Raw genomic sequence first — 19,229 nt, 5'->3', positions numbered from 1 at the left:
CTCAGGCCGGCTGGAGCCATTCGGCGGCGGCCTCGCGCAGCCCGGTCGTCCCCGTCCAGGCCACCTGGCCGTCCGGGCGGATGAGCAGGGTGTCGGCGGGGGGTTCGGCGCAGTGGGCCCGGACCACGCGGATCCAGTCGCCGTCGAGCGTGGCGCCACCGCCCAGGTCCAGCAGCAGGGGACGGCCGTCGCGCATCAGCTCGGCCACCCGCGTGGGCCCGTCCCCGGTGCTCAGCTGAAGATCCGGAGCCAGGCGGCCGACCAGATCGGCGCCCACGACGCCCCCACGACCGGCCTCTCCGTCGAGCACGCCGTCCGGTGACGGGAGGCCGGACCTGGTGTCGGAGAGGTGCAGCAGGTTGGCGAGGTGGCGCGCGGGCTGCTCGAAGGCGAAAACCTCGGCCAGCAGGTCGCGCAGCGCGGCGCCGTCCTCGCCGGTAAGCCGCTCCAGGGCGGCCTGTGCCCGGGTGTGCGCCAGCGTGCGCTCGCCGACCGGGCGGCGCTCGGTCTCGTAGGTGTCCAGGAGCCGGACCGGGGCCCGGCCGGTGAGCACGGCGGCCAGCTTCCAGCCGAGGTTGACCGCGTCCATCAGCCCGACGTTCAGCGCCGAGCCGCCGGCGGGGAACAGGTGCGCCGCGTCCCCCGCCAGGAACACCCGGCCCGAACGGTAGCGCTCGGCCAGCCGCGCCTGGGTGACCGTACTGGACAGCCAGATCGGCTCGCCGAGCGGCAGGTCGGCGCCGATCACCCGGCGGATCGCCGCCTGGAAGCCGGCCAGGGTCACCGGGCCCGTGGCGCCCTTCTCGCGGACGCCGACGATGTGCACGCCGGGCTGTAGTGAGGTGAGCAGCAGGCGGCCGTGCGGCGTGTGGTTCCAGCCGGGCTCCAAGCCCATCACCCGCGACTGCTCGAACAGGCCGGTGACCTGGTCGGTCCTGAAGTGGCCCAGGAGCAGCACCTCGTCGTCGGTGGTGCCGGGGAAGGCGATGCCGAGCCGCTCGCGGACCAGGGAGCGGCCGCCGTCGCAGCCGACCGCGTAGTGGGCGCGCAGCCGCCGTCCGGGCAGGTCGAGGGTGACGCCGTCGTCGTCCTGGCCGATCCCGAGCACCGGAGTCCCCCGTACGACCTCCACACCCAGCTCGGCGGCGCGCTCTGACAGCAGTCGCTCCATGCGCGGCTGCTGGATCATCACCATGCGCAGGGGGATGTCGTCCAGCCCGGCGAACCGCAGCGGCACCGAGCCGAACGGGAAGCCGGGTGGCCGCCCGGCGAAGGGGCTGCCTTCGGCGAAGCGCTCCAGCAGCCCTCGGTAGTCGAGCATCCGCACGATCTGCCCGCCGACGCCGTTCGCCCTGGGCAGGTCGCTGGGCTCGGGTCTCTTGTCCAACACGGTCGGGCGCACGCCGGCCAGGGCCAGCTCGCACGCCAGCATCAGCCCCACAGGGCCGGCTCCCACGATGATCACTTCGTCCATACCTGTCAGGCTAGGCTGACACGGGAGTGCCGTCAAGCCAGCCTGACAGAGTGGACGTGGGAGAACAGATCGGCGCGGCCTACGACGTGCCGGTTCTTCGTGGAGCACTGCGCCGAGGACTTCATGGCCATGGGCAATTACGGCATCGTGTCCAGGCAGCAGGTTCTGGACATGTACACCAAGGCGCCCGCCCGAACCAGGGTAGTTCGTCCCACGAATTTGTTACCCTGGGCCGATGAGCGAGTATGTCGACGGGCAGATCAGCACGGTGTCCGCACTGGTGCGGTCCACGTTCCTGGTGAATGCCGTGTACGTGAATTCCGCCCGCGATTACGGCATCACCCAGCAGCAGGGCCAGCTGTTGTGCGTCCTGATGGCGCAGCCGTACGGCATGGGCGAGCTGGGCGCGATACTCGGGCTCGCCAAGTCGAGCCTGACCGGCCTGGTGGACCGCAGCGAGCGCAACGGCCTGGTCCGGCGGGAGGCCGACCTGGAGGACTCCCGCGCGATCAGGGTGGCGCTCACCAGGCGCGGCGCCAAACTGGCCGACGAGTTCTACGCCGAGACCTGCCGCCGCGTCGAGGCGCTGACCTCGGCCTTCACCCCGGCGGAGCGTGACACGCTCGCCGCCCTGCTCGGCCGCGTCGTGGCGGACAACAAGGTGCCCGTCGTCTTCAGGTGACCGCGCGGCCGGCGGAGTTGCAGTTCGTTCCACGAACTAATATGGTTCGTGGAACGAACTTCTACGTTGCGGCACCTGAAAGGCAGAACAATGTCCCCACCTGACATCGTGTTCGGTTTCGGCGCGCATTCCGGCATCGACGACATACCCGAGTTGCTGCGCATGGCACAGCAGGCCGACCGCGACGGGCTCGACCTCTTCACCCTGTCGGACCATCCCTACATCGGCGGGCGACTGGACGCCTACGCCGCGCTCGGCTTCATCCTCGGGCGCACCCAGCGCATCGCCGGTTTCGCCAACGTCACCAACCTGCCGACACGGCCCGCGCCCATGCTGGCCAGGACGGTGACGTCGTTGTCGGCGCTGTCGGAGGGCCGGGTCGTGCTCGGCCTGGGCGCGGGCGGGCTGTGGGACCGCATCACCGACATGGGGGTGCCCCGGCTGTCACCGGGCGCGGCCGTGGACGCCTTCGAGGAGGCGATCGTGCTGGTCAAGCTGCTGTCGGGCGGCGGCCCTCCGGTCACCTACCAGGGCACCCACTACCAGGTGAACAAGATCGAGCCCGCTCCGGTGGCCGCGCCGCCCGTGTGGACCGGGTCGGTCGGCCCGAAGTCGCTGGCCGCCACCGGCCGGGTGGCCGACGGCTGGATCCCCGGCCACGCGGCCGACTGGCTCAGCGAGCGCTACCGGACCTCGCGGCCGATCATCGACCAGGCGGCCACGTCCGCCGGCCGCGAGCCGAGCGAGATCCGCACGGTCTTCAACCTCCCCGGCCGCATCACCGAGCGGCCACTCCCCGCCACCCGCGATCGCGACGGCCGCTGGATCGGCGGCTCCACCGGCCAGTGGGTCGAGGAGCTGACCGGCGCGGTGCTGGAGCACGGCGCGTCGGGCTTCACACTCTTCACCGCCGGCCACGACGCCCCCGACCGCACCCTCCTGGCCCGCTGGGCCCAGGAGATCGCGCCGGCCGTACGCGAGGCGGTCGCGGAGTAGTTTCCTGTCAGGCTGGATTGACAGTGGCGTACGTGTCAGGCTAGCTTGACGTCGTGGACATGGGAGAGCTGTCTGAGCGCATCAAGTCCAACGACCCCGCCCTCGGGCTGCGCGCGGTGGGCGCGCTGCACCGGCTGGCCGAGCAGGTCGAGGCCGCCTCGGTCGCGCTGGCCAGGGAGCAGGGCTGGACGTGGGAGCAGATCGGCGACGCGCTCGGCATGTCGCGCCAGTCGGTGCACGCCAAGTACGGAAAGTGAGGCTCGTCATGTTCGGGATGGACAAGAGCCCGTTCGCGGTCGCCGTCAAGGCGGCCATGGACGAGGCGAGACAGCGCGGCGACCGCCGGATGGGCACCGAACACCTGCTCCTGGGCCTGCTCCGCGACCCGTCAGGCCCGCCGGCCCGCGCCCTGGGCGTCGACGCGCGCACCGCGCGAGCGGCCCTGGACTCGCTCGACCAGGCCGCCCTGCGAGCGATCGGCCTCGACATCGGCGACACCCCTCTCGGCAGCCCGCGCAAGCACCCGCCGATCCCCGCCACCGCGCTCACGTCGAGCGCGCGGGCCGTCATCAACCAGGCGATCAAGGCGACGAGCCGCAAGACCCGGGACCGCACCGGACCGGCCGCGGTGCTGCTGGCCCTGCTGGACCAGCGGCACCCCGACCCCGTGGCCGCCCTCGTCGACCGCCTCGGCATCGACCGCGCCACCGTCCGCACCCGCCTGGAGAGCTGAAACCCACTACGTCCATGGGCGTAGGGCGGGCGACGTCGAGCACTCCCCCGGGTGGACGGCCGGACGCGCCCGGAGTCCGATTCGCGGGGCTTCTTCTGCGGCGAACCTTGAGGTACGTCAAGGAGGAGACATGAACACATTCGTACACACGGGCTTCTGGCCCGTCATCCCGCTCGTCTGGGGCCTGTTTTGGGTCGCCGTCGTCGCGTTCGGCCTCTGGGCCTGGCGGAAGAAGGGCCAGGCGGGCCGTACCGAAACCACGCCGACGGCGTCGGCGGAGCGGATCCTCGCCGAGAGGTACGCACGCGGCGAGATGAACGATGACGAGTACTTCGAGAAGATGTCCGTCCTCAAGGGCGCGACCTCGTAAACGGCACCCAGGGTCAGCGAACTGTTACTGGTCGCGTTCGGCGCGGGCCGATACGTTCCTTGGGAGGACCCTTTACGAGAAGTGGGGCGAGGCATGCGGGCGATCGCCAGGTTCTGCGGCCGGCACGACGGCGGCCGCCCCGGCCCGGCGCTCGTCCGCTGAGCGTGCAGGCGACGGCCCTGCTGGCCAGCGGCCTGGCGGCCGGGCTGGTGGCGGGGACCGCGTCGTGCACGGCCGTGCAGGGCGGCCTGCTCATGGGGCTGACCGCCCGCTCGGCGGGCCGGGCGAGGGATCCGGTCGTGCTGGCCTGGTTCCTCACCGGCCGGCTCGCCTCCTACTCCGCCGCCGGCGCCCTGCTCGGCCTGCTCGGGGCGGCCGTCAAGCCGCCGCCGGCGCTCCGGGCGCTGCTCCTGGTGGCGGCGGGCGTCCTGGTGATCGCCTTCGCGGTCGGGCTGCTGCGCCGCACCGGCTGCGAGCCCCCCGGGCGGGAGTCGCCGGGGCTGGCCGCGCCCCTGCTGGGGGCGGCGACGATCCTGGTGCCCTGCGGGGTGACGATCGGCATGGAGCTGATCGCCGTCTCCAGCGGTTCGCCTCTCGCGGGAGCGGCCGTGATGGCCGGGTTCGTGCTCGGCACCACCCCCGCCCTCGCGCTGCTCGGCTATCTGCTGCGGCGCGTCTCGCGTACCAGATTGTCGAAGGTGGCGGCGGTGCTCGCCATCGCGGCCGGGGTGTGGACCATCGGGTCGGGGATCAGCCTCGGGGGCTGGCTGCCCGCGACCGCGACGACGGAGCGCGGCGGGCCGCCGAGCCCGATCGTCACCATCTGGGCCACCCACGACGGCTACCGGCCCGCGGCCGTGGAGGCGCCCGCCAGGGTGCCCGTCCAGGTGGTGTTCAAGGTGGTGGACCGGGGGTGCACGGACACGGTCGCGATCGGCGGGCGCGACGTCGCCCTGCCGGCCACCGTACGGCTGCCTCCGCAACCTCCGGGCTCGCTGCGTTACGCCTGCGGGATGGGCATGTTCACCGGGTTCATCAAGTTCTCCTGATCGGCTCGGCGATTACGGTTCGCATCCGGGCGATTACATGCCACCCTGTGGCCATGGCCAGGTGGGAAGGTGAGGTGGCGATGCCGGCCGTCCCGGCGCCACGCGTGGGGGACGAGGCCGAGCTGCTGATGGCGGCGCAGGCCGGCGACGCGCAGGCCGCGCACCGGCTCGGCCGGCTCTACGCCCAGCGCGGCGACCGCGCGGCGGCCCGCCACTGGTGGGAACGGGCCGCGACGGCTGGCAATATCGACAGCGCCTACAACCTCGGCATCTGGCACGAGAAACACGGCAGCCTGGACGACGCCGTCACCTGGTACGAAGTGGCCGCCGGCGCCGGCGACGCGGAGGCCGCGGTCAATCTCGGCACGCTGCTGCTGGAGCAGCGCGGCGATCTGGCACAGGCCAGGAGCTGGTACGAGATCGCCGCCCAGGCGGGGTCGCGAGCCGGAGCCCGCAGGCTCGCGCTGATGTGCGAGGACGCGGGCGAGACCTCGGCCGCGCGGGAGTGGCACCGCACGGCGGCCGCCGCCGGTGACGCCTCCTCCGCCCACGACGCGGGCTTCCTGGCCTACTCGTGCGGGCACGAGGAGGAGACCGTGCACTGGTGGGAGTGCGCGGCCCAGAACGGCCACGCCGACTCCGCCTACTCGCTGGGCCTGTTCCTGCAGGCCAGCCGTGACCCGGAGGGCGCCGAGGCCTACTACCGGCTGGCCGCCAGGAGCGAGCACCCCGGCGCGGCGTCCCAGCTCGGCGGCATCGCGCTGTCCCGGCGCGACCTGCGCACCGCGCGGGCCTGGTACGAGCAGGCCGCGGGCGCCGGTCGGCTGGAGGATCAGCGGATGGCCGGGTTCGTCTGCGTGGAGCTCGGTGACGCCAGGGGCGCGAGCCACTGGTTCGGCAGGGGCGCCGCGGGCGGCGACGCGGAGTCGGCGTTCAACTTCGGGCTGCTGCTCATCGCCGAGTTCGGCGATCTGGGCGGCGGGCAGCACTGGTTCCGGCAGGCGGCGCTGGCCGGGCACCACGGGGCCGCCATGGAGCTGGGCGGGCTGCTGTCGGCGGCGGGCAGGCGGAGCGAGGCGGAGGAGTGGCTGGCCGACCCGCCGCCGCCCGCCTGGGACCGGCCCGCCGAGCCGGAGCTGGTGGCGCGGGCCGAGCTGGCCGCCGCCGCCACCGGCCGCCGGGGCGGCGTCCCGCTGTCCGTGCCGGAGCTGACCGAGATCCTCGGCACCTGGGACCTGGTGACCAGGCCGCTGCACGACCACGCGGATGTGATCGACTGGCTGGTGAACCGGAGCCGGCTGCACGCCAGCGCGGTCGAGCATCTGGCCTCGGTGCGCGGCACCCTGCTCCGGCCGGGCAGCGGCCCGTGGCCGAGCCCCGGCGAGGTGTGGCACGTCCTGGCCACGGCCCGTGAGCTGCGCCGCCGCCTCGGCCCGTCCAGCGCCGGCCGAGGCGGCACAGGCGCCCCGCACCGCCGCTGAACAGGTGTCAAGCGGCCAGGACGTCGGCCACCGGGGTGAACGGGAGCCGTAGCGCCTGGGCGACCGGCTCGTTGGTGAGGGCGCCGGCGTGGGTGTTGAGGCCGCCCGCGAGGCCGGCGTCGCTCATGAGCGCCTCCTGCCAGCCCAGTTCGGCAAGTTTGACCACGTACGGGAGGGTCGCGTTGGTCAGCGCGTAGGTGGAGGTGTTGGGCACCGAGCCGGGCATGTTGGCCACGCAGTAGAACAGCGAGTCGTGCACCGGGTAGGTGGGCTGGGCGTGCGTGGTGGGGCGCGAGCTCTCGAAGCAGCCGCCCTGGTCGATGGCGATGTCGACCAGCACGGAGCCCGGCTTCATCCGGGCCACCAGCTCGTCGCTGACCAGCGTCGGGGCCTTGGCTCCGGGGATCAGCACCGCGCCGATCACCAGGTCGGCCCGCAGGACCTCCCGCTCGATCGCGTACGCCGTGGAGACCAGCGTGGTGAGGCGGCCCTGATAGACGGCGTCGATGAAGCGCAGGCGGTCCACGTCGGTGTCGAGGACGGTGACCTGGGCGCCCATGCCGACCGCGATCTGCGCCGCGTTCAGGCCGGAGACCCCGCCGCCGATCACGACCACCCTGGCGGGGGCGACGCCCGGCACGCCGCCGGGCAGGATGCCGCGACCGCCGTTGAAGCGCATCAGGTTGTAGGCGCCGACCTGCGGGGCCAGCCGGCCCGCGACCTCCGACATGGGGGCGAGCAGCGGCAACGAGCGGCCCACCTGCACGGTCTCGTAGGCGATGCCGGTGGTCCGGGCGGCGAGCAGGGCGTCGGTGCACGGGCGGGAGGCGGCCAGGTGAAGGTAGGTGAAGAGCACCAGGCCCTCGCGCAACCGGTGATACTCCTCGGCGATCGGCTCCTTGACCTTGAGCACGAGGTCGGCCTCACCCCACACGGCGTCGGCGCTGTCGCGGATCTTCGCGCCGGCGGCGAGATACTCCTCGTCGGTGATCTGCGAGCCGAGGCCCGCCCCTCGCTCGACGGTGACGTCGTGACCGTGGCTGACCAGCTCGTGCACGCCGGCCGGGGTGACTGCGACGCGGTATTCGTGGTTCTTGACCTCGGCCGGCACGCCTATCTTCATGGCGGTGTTCCTTTCGGCGAAAAAATATCCGGTACGGCGTGCCGTACCGGATGGGTGTTCAGAGTCGCGCCCACGCCTCGGTGAGCACCGTGCGGAGGATCGACTCGATCTCGTCGAACTCCTTCTGCCCGGCGATCAGCGGGGGCGCGAGCTGGATGACGGGGTCGCCGCGGTCGTCGGCCCGGCAGTAGAGGCCGGCGTCGAACAGCGCCTGCGACAGATAGCCGCGCAGCAGCCGCTCGGACTCCTCGGCGGTGAACGTCTCCTTGGTGGTCTTGTCCTTGACCAGCTCGATGCCCCAGAAGTAGCCGGAGCCGCGGACGTCGCCGACGATCGGCAGGTCCTTCAGGCGTTCGAGGGTGGCCTGGAAGACCGGCTCGTTCTTGGTGACGTGGCCGAGCAGGTCCTCGCGCTCGAAAATGTCGAGGTTGGCCAGCGCCACGGCGGCGGAGACGGGGTGGCCGCCGAAGGTGTAGCCGTGGGCGAACATGTGGTCGCCATTCTTGAACGGCTCGAACAGCCGCTCGTGCGCGATCATCGCCCCGATCGGGGAGTAACCGCTGGTCATGCCCTTGGCGCAGGTGATGATGTCCGGCACGAAGTCGAACTTCTCGCCGCCGAACATGGTGCCGAGCCGGCCGAAGGCGCAGATGACCTCGTCGGAGACGAGCAGCACGTCGTAGGTGTCGCAGATCTCGCGCAGGCGCTGCCAGTAGCCGGGCGGCGGCGGGAAGCAGCCGCCCGCGTTCTGCACGGGCTCGGCGAAGACGGCGGCCACCGTGTCGGGGCCCTCCATCTCGATCGCGCGGGCCACCCGGTCGGCCGCCCAGATGCCGTACTGCTCGGGCGTCATGCCGGGGACGCCGCTGATCTCGTCGGCGCGGTAGTGGTTGGTGTTGGGCACCCGGATCGAGCCGGGCACGAGCGGCTCGAACATCTGCTTGAAGGCCGGGATGCCGGTGATCGACAGGGCGCCCTGCGGGGTGCCGTGGTAGGCGATCTCGCGGCTGATGACCTTGTGCTTGAGCGGCTTGCCGACGAGCTTGTAATACTGCTTGGCCAGCTTCCAGGCGGATTCGACCGCCTCGCCGCCTCCGGTGGTGAAGAAGACCCGGTTGAGGTCGCCGGGCGCCAGGCCCGCCAGGCGCTGCGCCAGCTCGGCGGCCTTGGGGTGGGCGTAGGACCACAGGGGGAAGAAGGCGAGCTCCTGCGCCTGCTTGGCGGCGGCCTCGGCCAGCTCGGCCCGCCCATGGCCGACCTGGACGACGAACAGCCCGGCCAGGCCGTCGAGGTAGCGCTTGCCGTGGATGTCGTAGATGTAGGAGCCCTCGCCGCGGACGATGGTCGGGATCTCGGCTCGCTGGTGGGCGCTGTGCCTGGTGAAGTGCAACCACAGGTTGTCCTGAGCTGCCTTCAGGACGTCGTTTTCCGGCTGCGTCATGTCTATCTTCCCTTGCGTCTGACCTGTCCCACAGTCTGCATCTTCACCTGGGCTTTGCCAAGCGAATGCGTCGCGACTCTCTGCGAGAAAACCGAGATCCGCAGCTCCGGCATGCGAGCACTACGAAATCCGCAGGTAGATTAGCGCGCGGGTCATCCCGTTTCACGCAGTGTGAAGCCTTCTGTGATCCAATGAGACGTTGACCATCGCGAACGACCCCCGGGGGACCTTCCCGTGACGCCTGACCAGATCGAGAGCGCCGTACAGGCCGGAATGCCGCAGTCCGTGGAGGAGCTGAAGCGCCTGGCCGCGATCCCCTCCGTGGCCTTCCCCGGACACCCCGAGGAGGCCGTGCACGCCGCCGCGGCGGCGACGGAGGAGCTGCTGCGCAGCACGGGACTGACGCGCGTCCAGCGGATCCCCGTCGAGGGCAGCTTCCCCGCCGTCTACGGCGAGGCGCCCGCCCCGCCCGGCATGCCGACCGTCCTGCTGTACGCCCACTACGACGTGCAGCCCGCCGGCGACCTCGCCGCCTGGCGGACCCCGCCGTTCGAGCCGACGCTGATCGACGGCAAGCTGTTCGGCCGGGGGGTGGCCGACGACAAGTCCGGCATCATCTCCCACGTCACCGCGCTGCGCGTCTTCCAGGGCCGCTTCCCCGTCGGCATCAAGGTCATCGTCGAAGGCCAGGAGGAGTACGCCGGCGAGCGCCTCGAAGCCTTCGTCGAGCGCAACCCCGAGCTGCTGCGGGCCGACGCCATCGTGGTGGCCGACACCGGCAACCCGCGCGTCGGCGACCCGGCGGTCACCACGTCGCTGCGCGGGATGGCGGCCTTCACCATGGAGGTCCGCACCCTGCGCGAGTCGCTGCACAGCGGCTCCTTCGGCGGCGCCGCCCCCGACGCGCTGGCCGCGCTGATGCGCATGGTGACCGCGCTGCACGACGACAACGGCGACATCCGCGTGCCCGGCCTGCCGCGCGGCAGGTTCCTCGGCCAGGGGCCGGCGGAGGAGGAGTTCCGCAGGACGGCCGGGGTGCTGGACGGCGTCTCGCTGGTGGGCTCCGGCTCGCTGGCCGACCGCCTCTGGGCCTCCTACGCGATCACCGTCACGGGCCTGGACGTGCCCTCGGTCTCCGGCGCCGTCAACGCCGTGCAGCCCGTGGCCCGCGCCCGCGTCACGGTCCGCATCCCGCCGGCCGGCGACCCCAAGACCACGGTCAACGCCGTGGTGGAGTTCCTGCGCCAGGTCGCGCCCTGGGGGGTGCAGGCGTCGTTCGGCGACTTCACGGTCGGCTCGGGCTTCCAGGCGGACTCCGGCGGCAAGGCCCGCGCGGCGCTCAACCGCGCCATGGAACGCGCCTTCGGCCGCCCGCCCAGGGACGTGGGCGCCGGTGGGTCGATCCCGCTGGTCAACACGCTGCTCAAGCAGTTCCCGGCGGCGGAAATCCTGCTGTTCGGCGCGGAGGACGAGGACGCCTCCATCCACGCGCCCAACGAGCGGGTGGACCTGGAGGAGCTGCGCCGGATCGCCACCGCCGAGGCGCTCTTCCTGCAGGAGCTCAGCCTGCCGTCGGCGCTGGGCGTCTGAGTCAGAACTTCCAGCGGGTCTGACTGTATTCGCCCTTACGGAAGCCGAACGCCCTGACCGGAGCGACCGCGAACACCAGCGCCCGGCCGCCCTCCTCGCTGTGGAAGGCCTCGTCGCGCACCTCGAAGCGCCACTCGCTGCCGTACTTCGCCTCGAAGGCGTCGGCGAGTGCCTTCAGCGCGCCCTGGTCGGTGACCCGCTCGGCGACGCCCTCGACGACCACGTCCAGCCCTTCCCGCAGGAGGTTGACGCCGGTCGTCAGCACGCAGTGCCGGTTGGCCGCGAGGTTCCCGGCCTTCTGCTCGCCGGCGCCCGTGCAGAAGTGGAGCGCCTCGTCCCGCCAGACGGCGAGCAGGGGCGTGACGTGCGGGCGGCCGTCCGGGCGGACGGTGGACAGCCAGAACGTCTCCGCCCGGATCAGCTGCTCGCGGGCCTCCTCCCAGGTGGTCGCGGTCGCCCCTTCGGCGCTGAAGCGCGCGTCGAGCTCGGTGACTGGGTTCATGGTCGCTCCTCTTCCTGGACGGTCATGGGATAGACCCGGTGGCCGTCAGGAACTCATCGCGGGGCGCGGGAACAGCCGCACGAAGCGCTCGGCCACCTGGCGGTCGCCTTCCACCATGCCGGGGTCGAGCCTGTCGCCGGTGAACACCAGGGCCCGCAGCGTGTCGGCGCCGGCGCGCAGCACCGCGTCGGCGGGTACGGCGCCCGGCTCGGTCCTGAGCAGCGTGAACCGCCCGCCCGACACCTCCGCCAGGAAGCTCTGCTCGCCCAGCCGCAGCTCCAGCCGCCCCGCGAAGTCGCCGGCCGCCTCGGGGTCGAAGGTGGACTTGAGCGCGTACATCAGCGCGTCCACGCTCAGCGGTCCGGCCGAACGCAGCGGCGCCCGGCTCCCCCAGCGAGCCAGCGCGAGCACGACCGGCTCCAGCTCGCGGCCCCGGTCCGTCAGCTCGTAGACCTGGCTCGCGGCCGGCGGCGGCAGCTTGCGGCGGCGGACGACCTGGGACTCCTCCAGCTCGCGCAGCCGCTGGGAGAGCACGTTCTGGCTCGCGCCCGGCAGGCCGGCCCGCAGGTCGGTGAAGCGTTTGGGACCCAGCAGCAGCTCCCGGACGATCAGCAGCGCCCACCGCTCGCCGACCTGGTCGAGCGCGCGGGCGATGCCGCACGGGTCGTCATAGGTCCTCATCCACTCCCCTTGCCATGTCGCACCATCTAGTCCTAATTTAGGACTAAATAAGGAAAGGGGCAATGCCATGACCGCGCTCGACTCACTGCCACAGGGAGACGTCAGGCTGCTGGCGCACCCGGTGGCACGGCGGCTGCTCGACTCCACGGAGCTGGCCCGGGTGGCCTACGTCGCCGCCGACGGCACGCCACGCGTCTACCCGACGATGTTCCACTGGACCGGCGAGGAGCTGGTGATGGCGACGTTCGCCGGCGCCGCCAAGATCCCCGCGCTGCGGGCCAGGCCGGACGTCGCCATCACCATCGACGTCAACGTGATGCCGCCCGAGGTGCTGCTGCTCCGCGGCCGGGCGGAGGTGACGGAGGTCGAGGGCATCGTGCCGGAGTACGCGCTGGCCCATCACCGCTACGCGGGCCCCGAGCAGGGGGCCAGGAACGTGGCGGAGGCCGACCGGCCGGGTGTCCGGATGGCCCGCATCGCGCTCAGGCCGTCCTGGGTGGGCGTGCTGGACTTCCAGAGCCGGCTGCCCGCCCCGATCGCCGGGAAGGGCTGAGCGTGGCGACCTTCGTGCTGATCCACGGCGGTGGCGGCACCGCCTGGCAGTGGCACCTGCTGGACGCCGAGCTGCGCGAGCGCGGGCACGACGTGGTGGCGGTGGACCTGCCGACCGAAGACCCGGACGCCGGCCTCGGCGACTACGCCGGCTCGGTGGTCCAGGCCATCGGGGAGCGCGCCGGCCTGGTCGTGGTGGCGCACTCCTGGGGCGGGTTCGTCGGCCCGCTGGTCTGCGACCGGGTCAAGGCCGACCTGCTGGTCCTGCTCGCGGGCATGGTCCCGGTCCACGGCGAGCCGCCGGCGAACTGGTGGGAGAACACCGGCTTCGGCATGAAGGACATCGACGACGCGGTAGACCTGTTCATGCACGACGTGCCACCCGGCCTGGCCGCCGAGGCCTCCCGGCGTGGGCGCACCCACGCCGAGAAGGCGCTGGCGGAGCCGTGGCCGCTGGAGAGGTGGCCGGACGTGCCGACCCGGTTCCTGCTCTGCCGTGACGACCGGTGGTTCCCGGCGGACTTCATGCGGGCGATGGCGCGCGAGCGGCTGGGCGTCGAGGCGGACGAGATCGACGGCAGCCACAGCGTGATGCTCTCCCGGCCGCGAGAGCTGGCCGACCGGCTGGAGAGCTACCTCTGAAGCACCGGGAGGTCGTAGGCGCGACGGACGCTGCTGCCCAGTTTGTTCAGGTCAGCGCCGTAGACGTGCACGGACACCCCGGTCACCGGGCTGGTGTTGCGCACCTTGTGGATGTCGCCGGGCGGCGCGAAGCCGCTGACCTCGCCGGGCCGGTTCTCCGCGTGCCCGATCTCGACGAGGTGGTCGCCCTCGTCGCGGTAGAGGGTCTCGTACTCGATGCCGCTGAGGATGCCGAACGTGCACCACGACACGTGGTCGTGGATCACCGTCTCCTGGCCGGGCCGCCACACGACGGCGGCGATGGAGAAGTCGGCCTGGGCGTGCAGCACGTGGGAGACGTAACCGTCGGGGGAGCCGGCCCGCTCCTCCTCGGTGAGGATGTCCTGGGACGGGAGCCGCTCGCGCAGCAGGTCGGCCACGGCGACCGCGGCCGCGTGGGCGTCCGGGCGCCGGGCCGTGATCGCGGCGATGCCGGACACGAGCTCGTCGAGGCCCGGCCTGAGGATGGAAGCGACCGTATTCATGGCATCTCCTAGAAAACCGTCTTTCCTCCTACGGTCCTCTCTACCCACCGATAGGTCCAACAGAAGTTCTTGGGCCTATCCATAGATATGCTTGATACATGCTCGATGTCGTACGGCTGCGCGTCCTGCTCGCCGTCGCGCGCAGGGGCTCGCTCACCGCCGCCGCCAAGGAGCTGCACTACTCCCAGCCGTCGGTCAGCCACCACCTCGCCCGGCTGGAGGCCGAGACCGGGGCCAAGCTGATCCAGCGCGCCGGGCGCGGCATCCGCCTGACCGAGGCCGGCAGGCTGCTCGCCGACCGGGCGGCGGACATCGTCGGCAGGCTCGACGCCGCCGCCGAGGAGCTCGCCTCCCACGTCGGGCTGCGCTCCGGGCGGGTGCGGCTGGCGGCCTTCCCCTCGGCGCTGGGCACGTTCATCCCCGAGGCGGCGACGCGGCTGGGCCGGGCCCATCCCGGCCTGCTGCTGCACCTCACCGAGACCGAGCCGCCCGAGGCGCTCAAGCTGCTGCGCGCGGGGCGGGTGGACGTCGCGGTGATGTTCCGCTACGACGACACCGCGCCGGAGGAGAACGGCATCCAGATGGTCCACCTCCTCGACGACCCCAGCTACCTGATCCGCCCCGGCCCGCAGGGAGAGCGCACCGGGCACTCGGACCACGCCGAGCTGGCCGAGCACGCCGAGGCGGCCTGGATCGCCGGCTGCGACCGCTGCCGCCTGCACCTGCTCGACATCTGCGCCAAGGCCGGGTTCGAGCCGCGGATCACCTTCACCAGCGACGACATCGTGGCCGTGCAGGCGCTGGTGGCGGCCGGGATGGGGATCACGGTGCTGCCGGGGCTGGCACTGCGCGCGCACCTCCACCCCGGCGTGTCGGCGACCCCGATCCCCGGCTCCACCAGGCACGTCCTCGCCGCCGTCTACGGCGACCCGCCCCACCCGCCGGCCACCGAGGCGCTGCTGTCGGCGCTGCGGGAAAGCCTTTGACGCCGTACCTACGATGGCCTCATGCCGGATCTCACGACGCTCGCCCTGTTCTGTACGGCCACCCTCGCCCTGCTGCTCGTGCCGGGGCCCGCGGTCCTGTTCATCGTCACCCGCAGCGTGGCCCAGGGCCGGTCGGCGGGGCTGATCTCGGTGCTCGGCGTGCACGCGGGCTCGCTGGTCCACGTGGCCGCCGCCACGCTCGGCGTCAGCGCGCTGCTGGCGGCCTCCGCGACGGCCTTCACCGTGGTCAAGTACGCCGGCATCGCCTACCTGGTCTGGCTCGGCACGCGCAAGCTCCTGCGGCGGGGCGGCGGCGAGGAGGCCGTGGAGCTGCCCGTGCACTCCCGGCGCCGCATGTTCTGGGAGGGGTTCGTGGTCAACGTGCTCAACCCCAAGACCGCGATCTTCTTCCTGGCCTTCCTGCCGCAGTTCACCGACGCCGCCGCCGGGCCCATCGCGCCGCAGATGCTGCTGCTCGGCCTGCTCTGGCTCGCGCTCGGGATGGCCAGCGACGGCACCTACGCGATGCTGGCCGCCACGCTGGCCGGACGCGTGCGCCGCTCGGCGAAGGCCCGGCGGCGCCTCGACGTCGGCAGCGGCCTGGTCTATCTCGGCCTGGCCGCCTGGCTCACGGGTGAGAAGGCCTGACCCGGCCGACCATCTCCTTGGCCCACCTGTAGTCGGCCTTGCCCGCCGGGGAGCGGACCATCTCGGCCACGAAGACGTACGTGCGCGGCACCTTGTAGCCCGACAGCAGCCGCCTGCAGTGCGCGTCCAGGTCGGCGTCCGTGACCCCGGAGCCGGGACGGGCCTCGATCACGGCCGCCACCCTGCTCCCCCACCGCTCGTCGGGCACGCCGGTCACCACCGCGTCGAAGACGGCGGCATGGCCCTTGAGCACCGCCTCCACCTCTTCGGGGTACACCTTCTCGCCACCGGTGTTGATGCACTGTGAGCCCCGGCCGAACACGGTGACCGTGCCGTCCTCCTCGACCCTCGCCAGGTCGCCGGTGAGCAGCCAGCGGGTGCCGTCGTCGGTGGTGACGAAGGTGCGGGCGGTCTTGTCCGGGTCGTTGTAGTAGCCGAACGCGATCCGTCCCGCCTTGGCCAGCGTGCCCACCTCTCCGGAGCCGGGCGTGACGGGACGTAACCGATCGTCGAGCACGACCAGGCCGGAGGTGGCGTTCGGCTGGTAGCGCAGGCCCTTCTCGGGGCTGGACCCGGCCACTCCGGAGGCGGTGTAGCCGGACTCGGTGGAGCCGAAGTTGTCGAGGATCATCACGTTCGGCAGCAGCTCCTGCAGCCGGTCGCGAACCGCGCCGGTCAGGATGGCGCCGGTGGAGCTGACCACGATCAGCGAGGAGACGTCGTAGCCGCCCCCGGCGAGCGCGTCCGCGAGCGGCCTGGCCATCGCGTCGCCGGTGATGTTGAGGGTGAACACCCGCTCCCGCTCGATGGTCCGCCACACCTCGTCGGCCTGGAACTTGCGCACGTAGACCATGGTGCCGCCCATCCACCAGGTGATGAACGTGGCCATCTGCGCGGCGCCGTGCATCAGCGGCGGGGCGGCCATCATGATCAACGGCCCGGCCTTGACGGCCTCGTCGATCACCTCCTGCGGGGTGGCGCGCGGCTCGCCGTACGGGTTGCCGCCGCCGAAGGCCATGAACAGGTCCTCGACATGCCACATGGCGCCCTTGGGCATGCCGGTGGTCCCGCCGGTGTAGATGATGTAGACGTCCTGCCCCGACCGCGGCTCGAAGCCGCGCTCCGGGCTCCCGGCCTTCAGCGCCTCCTCGTACGGCACCGCCCCCGGGACGGCCGACGGGCCGCCTGCCGCGACGAGGTGGTCGAGCTCGGGGCTGTCCCGCACCACGGCGGCCACCCGGGCGTCGAACTCCACGTCGTAGATCAGGGCCCGGATCCGGGAGTCGCGGTAGAGGTAGAGCAGCTCCGCCTCGACGTAGCGGTAGTTCACGTTGATGGGCACGGCCCGGATCTTCAGCGTGGCGAGCAGCCCGGCGACGTACTCGATGCCGTTGTAGAGATGGATGCCGACGTGGTCGCCGGCCCTGATGCCCCGGCTCAGCAGATAGTGCGCGAGCCGGTTGGCCTCGGCGTCGAGCTCGGCGTACGTGCGGCGCTCGGCCCCGCAGATCACGGCCGTCCGCTCCCCGATGGCGTCCGTGAGCCCTTCGAACAGGTCAGCGTGGTTGAACTCCATCAGGGTCTCTCCCGTCCGACGATCCACATCGAGAAGAACTGAGCGCCACCCCCGTACGCGTGACCGAGCGCGAGCCGGGCGCCGTCCACCTGGTGCTCCCCCGCCATGCCGCGCACCTGCAGGGCGGCCTCGGCGAACCTGATCAGCCCGGACGCCCCGATCGGGTTGCTGGACAGCACCCCGCCGGAGGCGTTCCACGGGGTGTCGCCGTCCAGCGCGGTGGCCCCCGACTCGGTGACCTTCCACCCCTCGCCCTCGGCGACGAACCCCAGGTTCTCCAGCCACATCGGCTCGTACCAGGAGAAGGGCACGTACACCTCGGCCACGTCGATCTGCCGCCTCGGGTCGGTGACGCCCGCCTGCTGGTAGACGTCGGCCGCGCAGTCCTTGCCCGCCTGCGGGTTGACCGTGTCGCGGCCGGCCCGGAAGATCGGCTCCGAGCGCATGGCGGCCCCGTGCACCCAGGCCGGGGTGCCGGTGGCGGCCCGCTCCGAGGACAGCACCATCGCGCAGGCGCCGTCGCTGGACGGGCAGGTCTCCAGGTAGCGGATCGGCTCCCAGAGCATGGGCGTCGACTCGACCATCTTCCGGTCGATGCCGGGGATCCTCAGGTGGGCGTAGGGGTTCTTCAGCGCGTTGAGCCGGTCCTTGACGGCCACCAGCGCGCCGATGTGCTCGGGGGCGCCGGTCCTGCGCATGTACTCCCTGATGTGCGGCGCGAAGTAGCCGCCCGCGCCCACCACCAGCGACGCGCTGAACGGCAGGTGCGTCGACAGGGCCCAGGTGGCGTTCGACTCCGACTGTTTCTCGAAGGCCACCACCAGCACCCGCTCGTGCACGCCGCCCTGGATGAGCCCGGCGCCGACCAGGGCGGTGGACCCGCCGACGCTGCCCGCGGTGTGCACCCGCATCATCGGCTTGCCCGCCGCGCCGAGCGCGTCGGCCAGGTACGCCTCGGGCATCATGACGCCCTCGAACAGGTCGGGGGCCTTGCCGATGACGACCGCGTCGATGTCGGCGAAGGTGAGCCCGGCGTCGTCGAGCGCGCGCAGGGCGGCCTCGCGCACGAGCCCGGCGATCGAGACGTCCCTGCGCTTGGACGTGTAGTGCGTCTGCCCGACCCCGATCACGGCGCAGCGTTCGGCCATCATGCCTCCAGTACGGTGACGAGGTTGTGCTGCAGGCAGGGGCCGCTCGCGGCGTGGCCGACGGTGCGGCGGGCCGTGCCGTCGTGGATGCGGCGGGCCGCCTCGCCGATGCGGATGAGGCCGGTGGCCATCACCGGGTTGGCCGCCAGCGGGCCGCCGGAGGGGTTGATCACCGTGCCGTCCGGCAGCTCCAGGGCCTGGCGCAGGATCACCTCCTCGTGGGCGAACTGGGCGTGCAGCTCGGCCACCTCGACGGGCCCCTTGCCGACTCCCGCGGCCCGTGCGGCGTCGGCCGCCGACACCGAGCGGGACAGGTCGCGCATCCCCAGATAGTGGGGTTCGATGCGGTGCGCGATGCCGGCGATGTACGCCGGGGTGGCGCACAGCCGCTCGGCCAGGTCCCCGGCCGCCAGCACCACGGCGGCCGCGCCGTCGGTGATCGGGGCGGCGTCCGACGCCTTGAGCGGCTCGACGGCGAAGCCGTCCGGGATCTCCTCGGGCAGGTCCAGCGCGTACGGGTTGCGCCTGCCGTCGGCCCGGCTGCGCCGGACGATCTCGTCCAGCTCCTTGCGGTCGGCGCCGGTGGCCGAGGCCTGCAGGGCGGCGAAGGAGAGCTGGTCGAGGCCGAGCGGGGCCAGGTAGTAGGGGTCCAGCTGGAGCGTCATGATCTCGGCCAGGTCGCCGAGGGACGACTTGCCGAAGCCGTACACCAGGGCGGTGTCCACGTCACCGTGCTGCAGCCGCACCCAGGCCTCGTACAGCGCCCACGCGCCGTCCATCTCGACGTGGCTCTCCGAGATCGGCGGCCAGGCGCCGAGCGCGTCGAGCGCGGAGACGAACGAGAACGGCGCGCCGGCCAGGTAGTCGCAGCTCCCCGAGCAGGTGAAGCCGAACCGCGTCAGGCCGGTGCGCTCCTTGACCTCGTTGATCACCGGCAGGATCAGCTCGACCTCGCCGACGCCGGTGTCGTGGCCGGTGTGCTCGGTCTGGGCGAAGGCGACGATCGCCACCCGTCTCATCGCAGTACAGCT

At 72.2% G+C, this 19,229-nt stretch carries 21 protein-coding genes; 12 read left to right on the top strand and 9 right to left on the bottom strand.

Translation table 11 applies throughout. The features are described 5' to 3' along the window. Position 1: 1 nt before the first annotated feature. Positions 2-1,474 carry an FAD-dependent monooxygenase gene (locus tag ACTMTF_RS20235; RefSeq protein ID WP_441112067.1) on the bottom strand — a complete coding sequence of 491 codons (1,473 nt, stop codon included), beginning with the start codon at positions 1,472-1,474 and terminating at the stop codon, positions 2-4. A 235-nt stretch (positions 1,475-1,709) separates the two neighbouring features. Here ACTMTF_RS20235 and ACTMTF_RS20230 point away from each other — a divergent pair, with 235 nt between their 5' ends. From ACTMTF_RS20230 to ACTMTF_RS20200, 7 genes are all read left to right on the top strand, one after another. Then, complete coding sequence (locus ACTMTF_RS20230) at positions 1,710-2,156, top strand: MarR family winged helix-turn-helix transcriptional regulator (RefSeq protein ID WP_441112066.1); 447 nt, start codon at positions 1,710-1,712, stop codon at positions 2,154-2,156. A gap of 90 nt (positions 2,157-2,246) precedes the next feature. After that, positions 2,247-3,152, top strand: a complete 906-nt coding sequence (locus ACTMTF_RS20225; protein WP_441112065.1) for an LLM class flavin-dependent oxidoreductase — start codon at positions 2,247-2,249, stop codon at positions 3,150-3,152. A gap of 59 nt (positions 3,153-3,211) precedes the next feature. Next, positions 3,212-3,409, top strand: a complete 198-nt coding sequence (locus tag ACTMTF_RS20220) for a helix-turn-helix domain-containing protein (protein ID WP_189138928.1) — start codon at positions 3,212-3,214, stop codon at positions 3,407-3,409. A gap of 8 nt (positions 3,410-3,417) precedes the next feature. After that, entirely contained in the window at positions 3,418-3,885 is a 468-nt protein-coding gene (locus ACTMTF_RS20215) for a Clp protease N-terminal domain-containing protein (protein WP_441112064.1), read from the top strand. Positions 3,886-4,015: 130 nt separating this feature from the next. Continuing rightward, positions 4,016-4,255 carry an SHOCT domain-containing protein gene (locus ACTMTF_RS20210; protein ID WP_441112063.1) on the top strand — a complete coding sequence of 80 codons (240 nt, stop codon included), beginning with the start codon at positions 4,016-4,018 and terminating at the stop codon, positions 4,253-4,255. A gap of 164 nt (positions 4,256-4,419) precedes the next feature. Further along, complete coding sequence (locus ACTMTF_RS20205; RefSeq protein ID WP_441112062.1) at positions 4,420-5,304, top strand: urease accessory protein UreH domain-containing protein; 885 nt, start codon at positions 4,420-4,422, stop codon at positions 5,302-5,304. 53 nt (positions 5,305-5,357) lie between these two features. Further along, positions 5,358-6,785, top strand: coding sequence for a tetratricopeptide repeat protein (locus ACTMTF_RS20200; RefSeq protein WP_441112061.1), 1,428 nt, complete (start codon positions 5,358-5,360; stop codon positions 6,783-6,785). A gap of 7 nt (positions 6,786-6,792) precedes the next feature. Here ACTMTF_RS20200 and ald read toward each other — a convergent pair whose 3' ends face one another. After that, positions 6,793-7,908: an alanine dehydrogenase gene (gene ald / locus ACTMTF_RS20195; RefSeq protein WP_397008714.1), complete on the bottom strand. Its 1,116-nt coding sequence runs from the start codon at positions 7,906-7,908 to the stop codon at positions 6,793-6,795. Between the two features lie 58 nt (positions 7,909-7,966). Further along, positions 7,967-9,349, bottom strand: a complete 1,383-nt coding sequence (locus tag ACTMTF_RS20190; protein ID WP_441112060.1) for an aspartate aminotransferase family protein — start codon at positions 9,347-9,349, stop codon at positions 7,967-7,969. A 234-nt stretch (positions 9,350-9,583) separates the two neighbouring features. On the opposite strand from ACTMTF_RS20190, the gene ACTMTF_RS20185 reads away from it, so the two are divergent. Further along, the gene (locus ACTMTF_RS20185) at positions 9,584-10,939 is read left to right on the top strand and encodes a M20/M25/M40 family metallo-hydrolase (protein WP_441112059.1); all 1,356 of its coding nucleotides are present in this window, start codon (positions 9,584-9,586) and stop codon (positions 10,937-10,939) included. A gap of 1 nt (position 10,940) precedes the next feature. On the opposite strand, the gene ACTMTF_RS20180 is transcribed toward ACTMTF_RS20185, so the two are convergent. Beyond that, a complete protein-coding gene (locus tag ACTMTF_RS20180; RefSeq protein ID WP_441112058.1) occupies positions 10,941-11,441 on the bottom strand; it encodes a pyridoxamine 5'-phosphate oxidase family protein in 501 nt (166 codons plus the stop codon). A 45-nt stretch (positions 11,442-11,486) separates the two neighbouring features. Beyond that, a complete protein-coding gene (locus ACTMTF_RS20175; protein WP_441112057.1) occupies positions 11,487-12,122 on the bottom strand; it encodes a winged helix-turn-helix transcriptional regulator in 636 nt (211 codons plus the stop codon). A gap of 67 nt (positions 12,123-12,189) precedes the next feature. Here ACTMTF_RS20175 and ACTMTF_RS20170 point away from each other — a divergent pair, with 67 nt between their 5' ends. After that, entirely contained in the window at positions 12,190-12,675 is a 486-nt protein-coding gene (locus tag ACTMTF_RS20170; protein WP_397008704.1) for a pyridoxamine 5'-phosphate oxidase family protein, read from the top strand. Positions 12,676-12,677: 2 nt separating this feature from the next. After that, positions 12,678-13,316 (top strand): alpha/beta fold hydrolase, encoded by a 639-nt coding sequence (locus ACTMTF_RS20165; RefSeq protein WP_441112056.1) that lies wholly within the window; start codon positions 12,678-12,680, stop codon positions 13,314-13,316. Here ACTMTF_RS20165 and ACTMTF_RS20160 read toward each other — a convergent pair. Beyond that, on the bottom strand, positions 13,307-13,840 hold the full coding sequence (locus tag ACTMTF_RS20160) for a cysteine dioxygenase (protein ID WP_441112055.1): 534 nt from the start codon (positions 13,838-13,840) through the stop codon (positions 13,307-13,309). The two genes, ACTMTF_RS20165 and ACTMTF_RS20160, sit on opposite strands and share 10 nt — an antisense overlap. A 98-nt stretch (positions 13,841-13,938) precedes the next feature. Between ACTMTF_RS20160 and ACTMTF_RS20155 the strand changes: the two genes are divergently transcribed. Together ACTMTF_RS20155 and ACTMTF_RS20150 are read left to right on the top strand one after the other, a co-directional pair. Further along, on the top strand, positions 13,939-14,826 hold the full coding sequence (locus ACTMTF_RS20155) for a LysR family transcriptional regulator (RefSeq protein WP_441112054.1): 888 nt from the start codon (positions 13,939-13,941) through the stop codon (positions 14,824-14,826). Positions 14,827-14,847: 21 nt separating this feature from the next. Beyond that, positions 14,848-15,474, top strand: a complete 627-nt coding sequence (locus ACTMTF_RS20150) for a LysE family translocator (protein ID WP_441112053.1) — start codon at positions 14,848-14,850, stop codon at positions 15,472-15,474. Here ACTMTF_RS20150 and ACTMTF_RS20145 read toward each other — a convergent pair. The 3 genes from ACTMTF_RS20145 to ACTMTF_RS20135 are packed head-to-tail and all read right to left on the bottom strand — an operon-like array spanning position 15,455 to position 19,217. Continuing rightward, entirely contained in the window at positions 15,455-17,050 is a 1,596-nt protein-coding gene (locus ACTMTF_RS20145; RefSeq protein WP_441112052.1) for an acyl-CoA synthetase, read from the bottom strand. The genes ACTMTF_RS20150 and ACTMTF_RS20145 overlap by 20 nt on opposite strands. Then, positions 17,050-18,198 (bottom strand): thiolase domain-containing protein, encoded by a 1,149-nt coding sequence (locus ACTMTF_RS20140; protein WP_441112144.1) that lies wholly within the window; start codon positions 18,196-18,198, stop codon positions 17,050-17,052. The genes ACTMTF_RS20145 and ACTMTF_RS20140 overlap by 1 nt, the downstream gene beginning before the upstream one ends. Next, positions 18,198-19,217, bottom strand: coding sequence for a thiolase domain-containing protein (locus ACTMTF_RS20135; RefSeq protein ID WP_441112051.1), 1,020 nt, complete (start codon positions 19,215-19,217; stop codon positions 18,198-18,200). Before ACTMTF_RS20135 ends, ACTMTF_RS20140 begins: the two co-directional genes overlap by 1 nt. Positions 19,218-19,229 lie beyond the last annotated feature (12 nt).

The sequence above is a fragment of the Nonomuraea sp. ZG12 genome (assembly GCF_052068115.1).
Classification (GTDB): domain Bacteria; phylum Actinomycetota; class Actinomycetes; order Streptosporangiales; family Streptosporangiaceae; genus Nonomuraea.
Note: the sequence above shows the minus strand (reverse complement) of the source record. Positions and strands in the feature narration are given on the sequence as shown.

Coding starts and splice junctions, on each gene's coding strand:
- ACTMTF_RS20180 (WP_441112058.1), bottom strand. CDS start 11,441: ATGAACCCAGTCACCGAGCTCGACGCGCGCTTCAGCGCCGAAGGGGCG.
- ACTMTF_RS20135 (WP_441112051.1), bottom strand. CDS start 19,217: ATGAGACGGGTGGCGATCGTCGCCTTCGCCCAGACCGAGCACACCGGC.
- ACTMTF_RS20160 (WP_441112055.1), bottom strand. CDS start 13,840: ATGAATACGGTCGCTTCCATCCTCAGGCCGGGCCTCGACGAGCTCGTG.
- ACTMTF_RS20140 (WP_441112144.1), bottom strand. CDS start 18,198: ATGGCCGAACGCTGCGCCGTGATCGGGGTCGGGCAGACGCACTACACG.
- ACTMTF_RS20170 (WP_397008704.1), top strand. CDS start 12,190: ATGACCGCGCTCGACTCACTGCCACAGGGAGACGTCAGGCTGCTGGCG.
- ACTMTF_RS20145 (WP_441112052.1), bottom strand. CDS start 17,050: ATGGAGTTCAACCACGCTGACCTGTTCGAAGGGCTCACGGACGCCATC.
- ACTMTF_RS20215 (WP_441112064.1), top strand. CDS start 3,418: ATGTTCGGGATGGACAAGAGCCCGTTCGCGGTCGCCGTCAAGGCGGCC.
- ACTMTF_RS20230 (WP_441112066.1), top strand. CDS start 1,710: ATGAGCGAGTATGTCGACGGGCAGATCAGCACGGTGTCCGCACTGGTG.
- ACTMTF_RS20225 (WP_441112065.1), top strand. CDS start 2,247: ATGTCCCCACCTGACATCGTGTTCGGTTTCGGCGCGCATTCCGGCATC.
- ACTMTF_RS20210 (WP_441112063.1), top strand. CDS start 4,016: ATGAACACATTCGTACACACGGGCTTCTGGCCCGTCATCCCGCTCGTC.
- ACTMTF_RS20150 (WP_441112053.1), top strand. CDS start 14,848: ATGCCGGATCTCACGACGCTCGCCCTGTTCTGTACGGCCACCCTCGCC.
- ACTMTF_RS20220 (WP_189138928.1), top strand. CDS start 3,212: ATGGGAGAGCTGTCTGAGCGCATCAAGTCCAACGACCCCGCCCTCGGG.
- ACTMTF_RS20200 (WP_441112061.1), top strand. CDS start 5,358: ATGGCCAGGTGGGAAGGTGAGGTGGCGATGCCGGCCGTCCCGGCGCCA.
- ACTMTF_RS20235 (WP_441112067.1), bottom strand. CDS start 1,474: ATGGACGAAGTGATCATCGTGGGAGCCGGCCCTGTGGGGCTGATGCTG.
- ACTMTF_RS20175 (WP_441112057.1), bottom strand. CDS start 12,122: ATGAGGACCTATGACGACCCGTGCGGCATCGCCCGCGCGCTCGACCAG.
- ACTMTF_RS20190 (WP_441112060.1), bottom strand. CDS start 9,349: ATGACGCAGCCGGAAAACGACGTCCTGAAGGCAGCTCAGGACAACCTG.
- ACTMTF_RS20155 (WP_441112054.1), top strand. CDS start 13,939: ATGCTCGATGTCGTACGGCTGCGCGTCCTGCTCGCCGTCGCGCGCAGG.
- ald (WP_397008714.1), bottom strand. CDS start 7,908: ATGAAGATAGGCGTGCCGGCCGAGGTCAAGAACCACGAATACCGCGTC.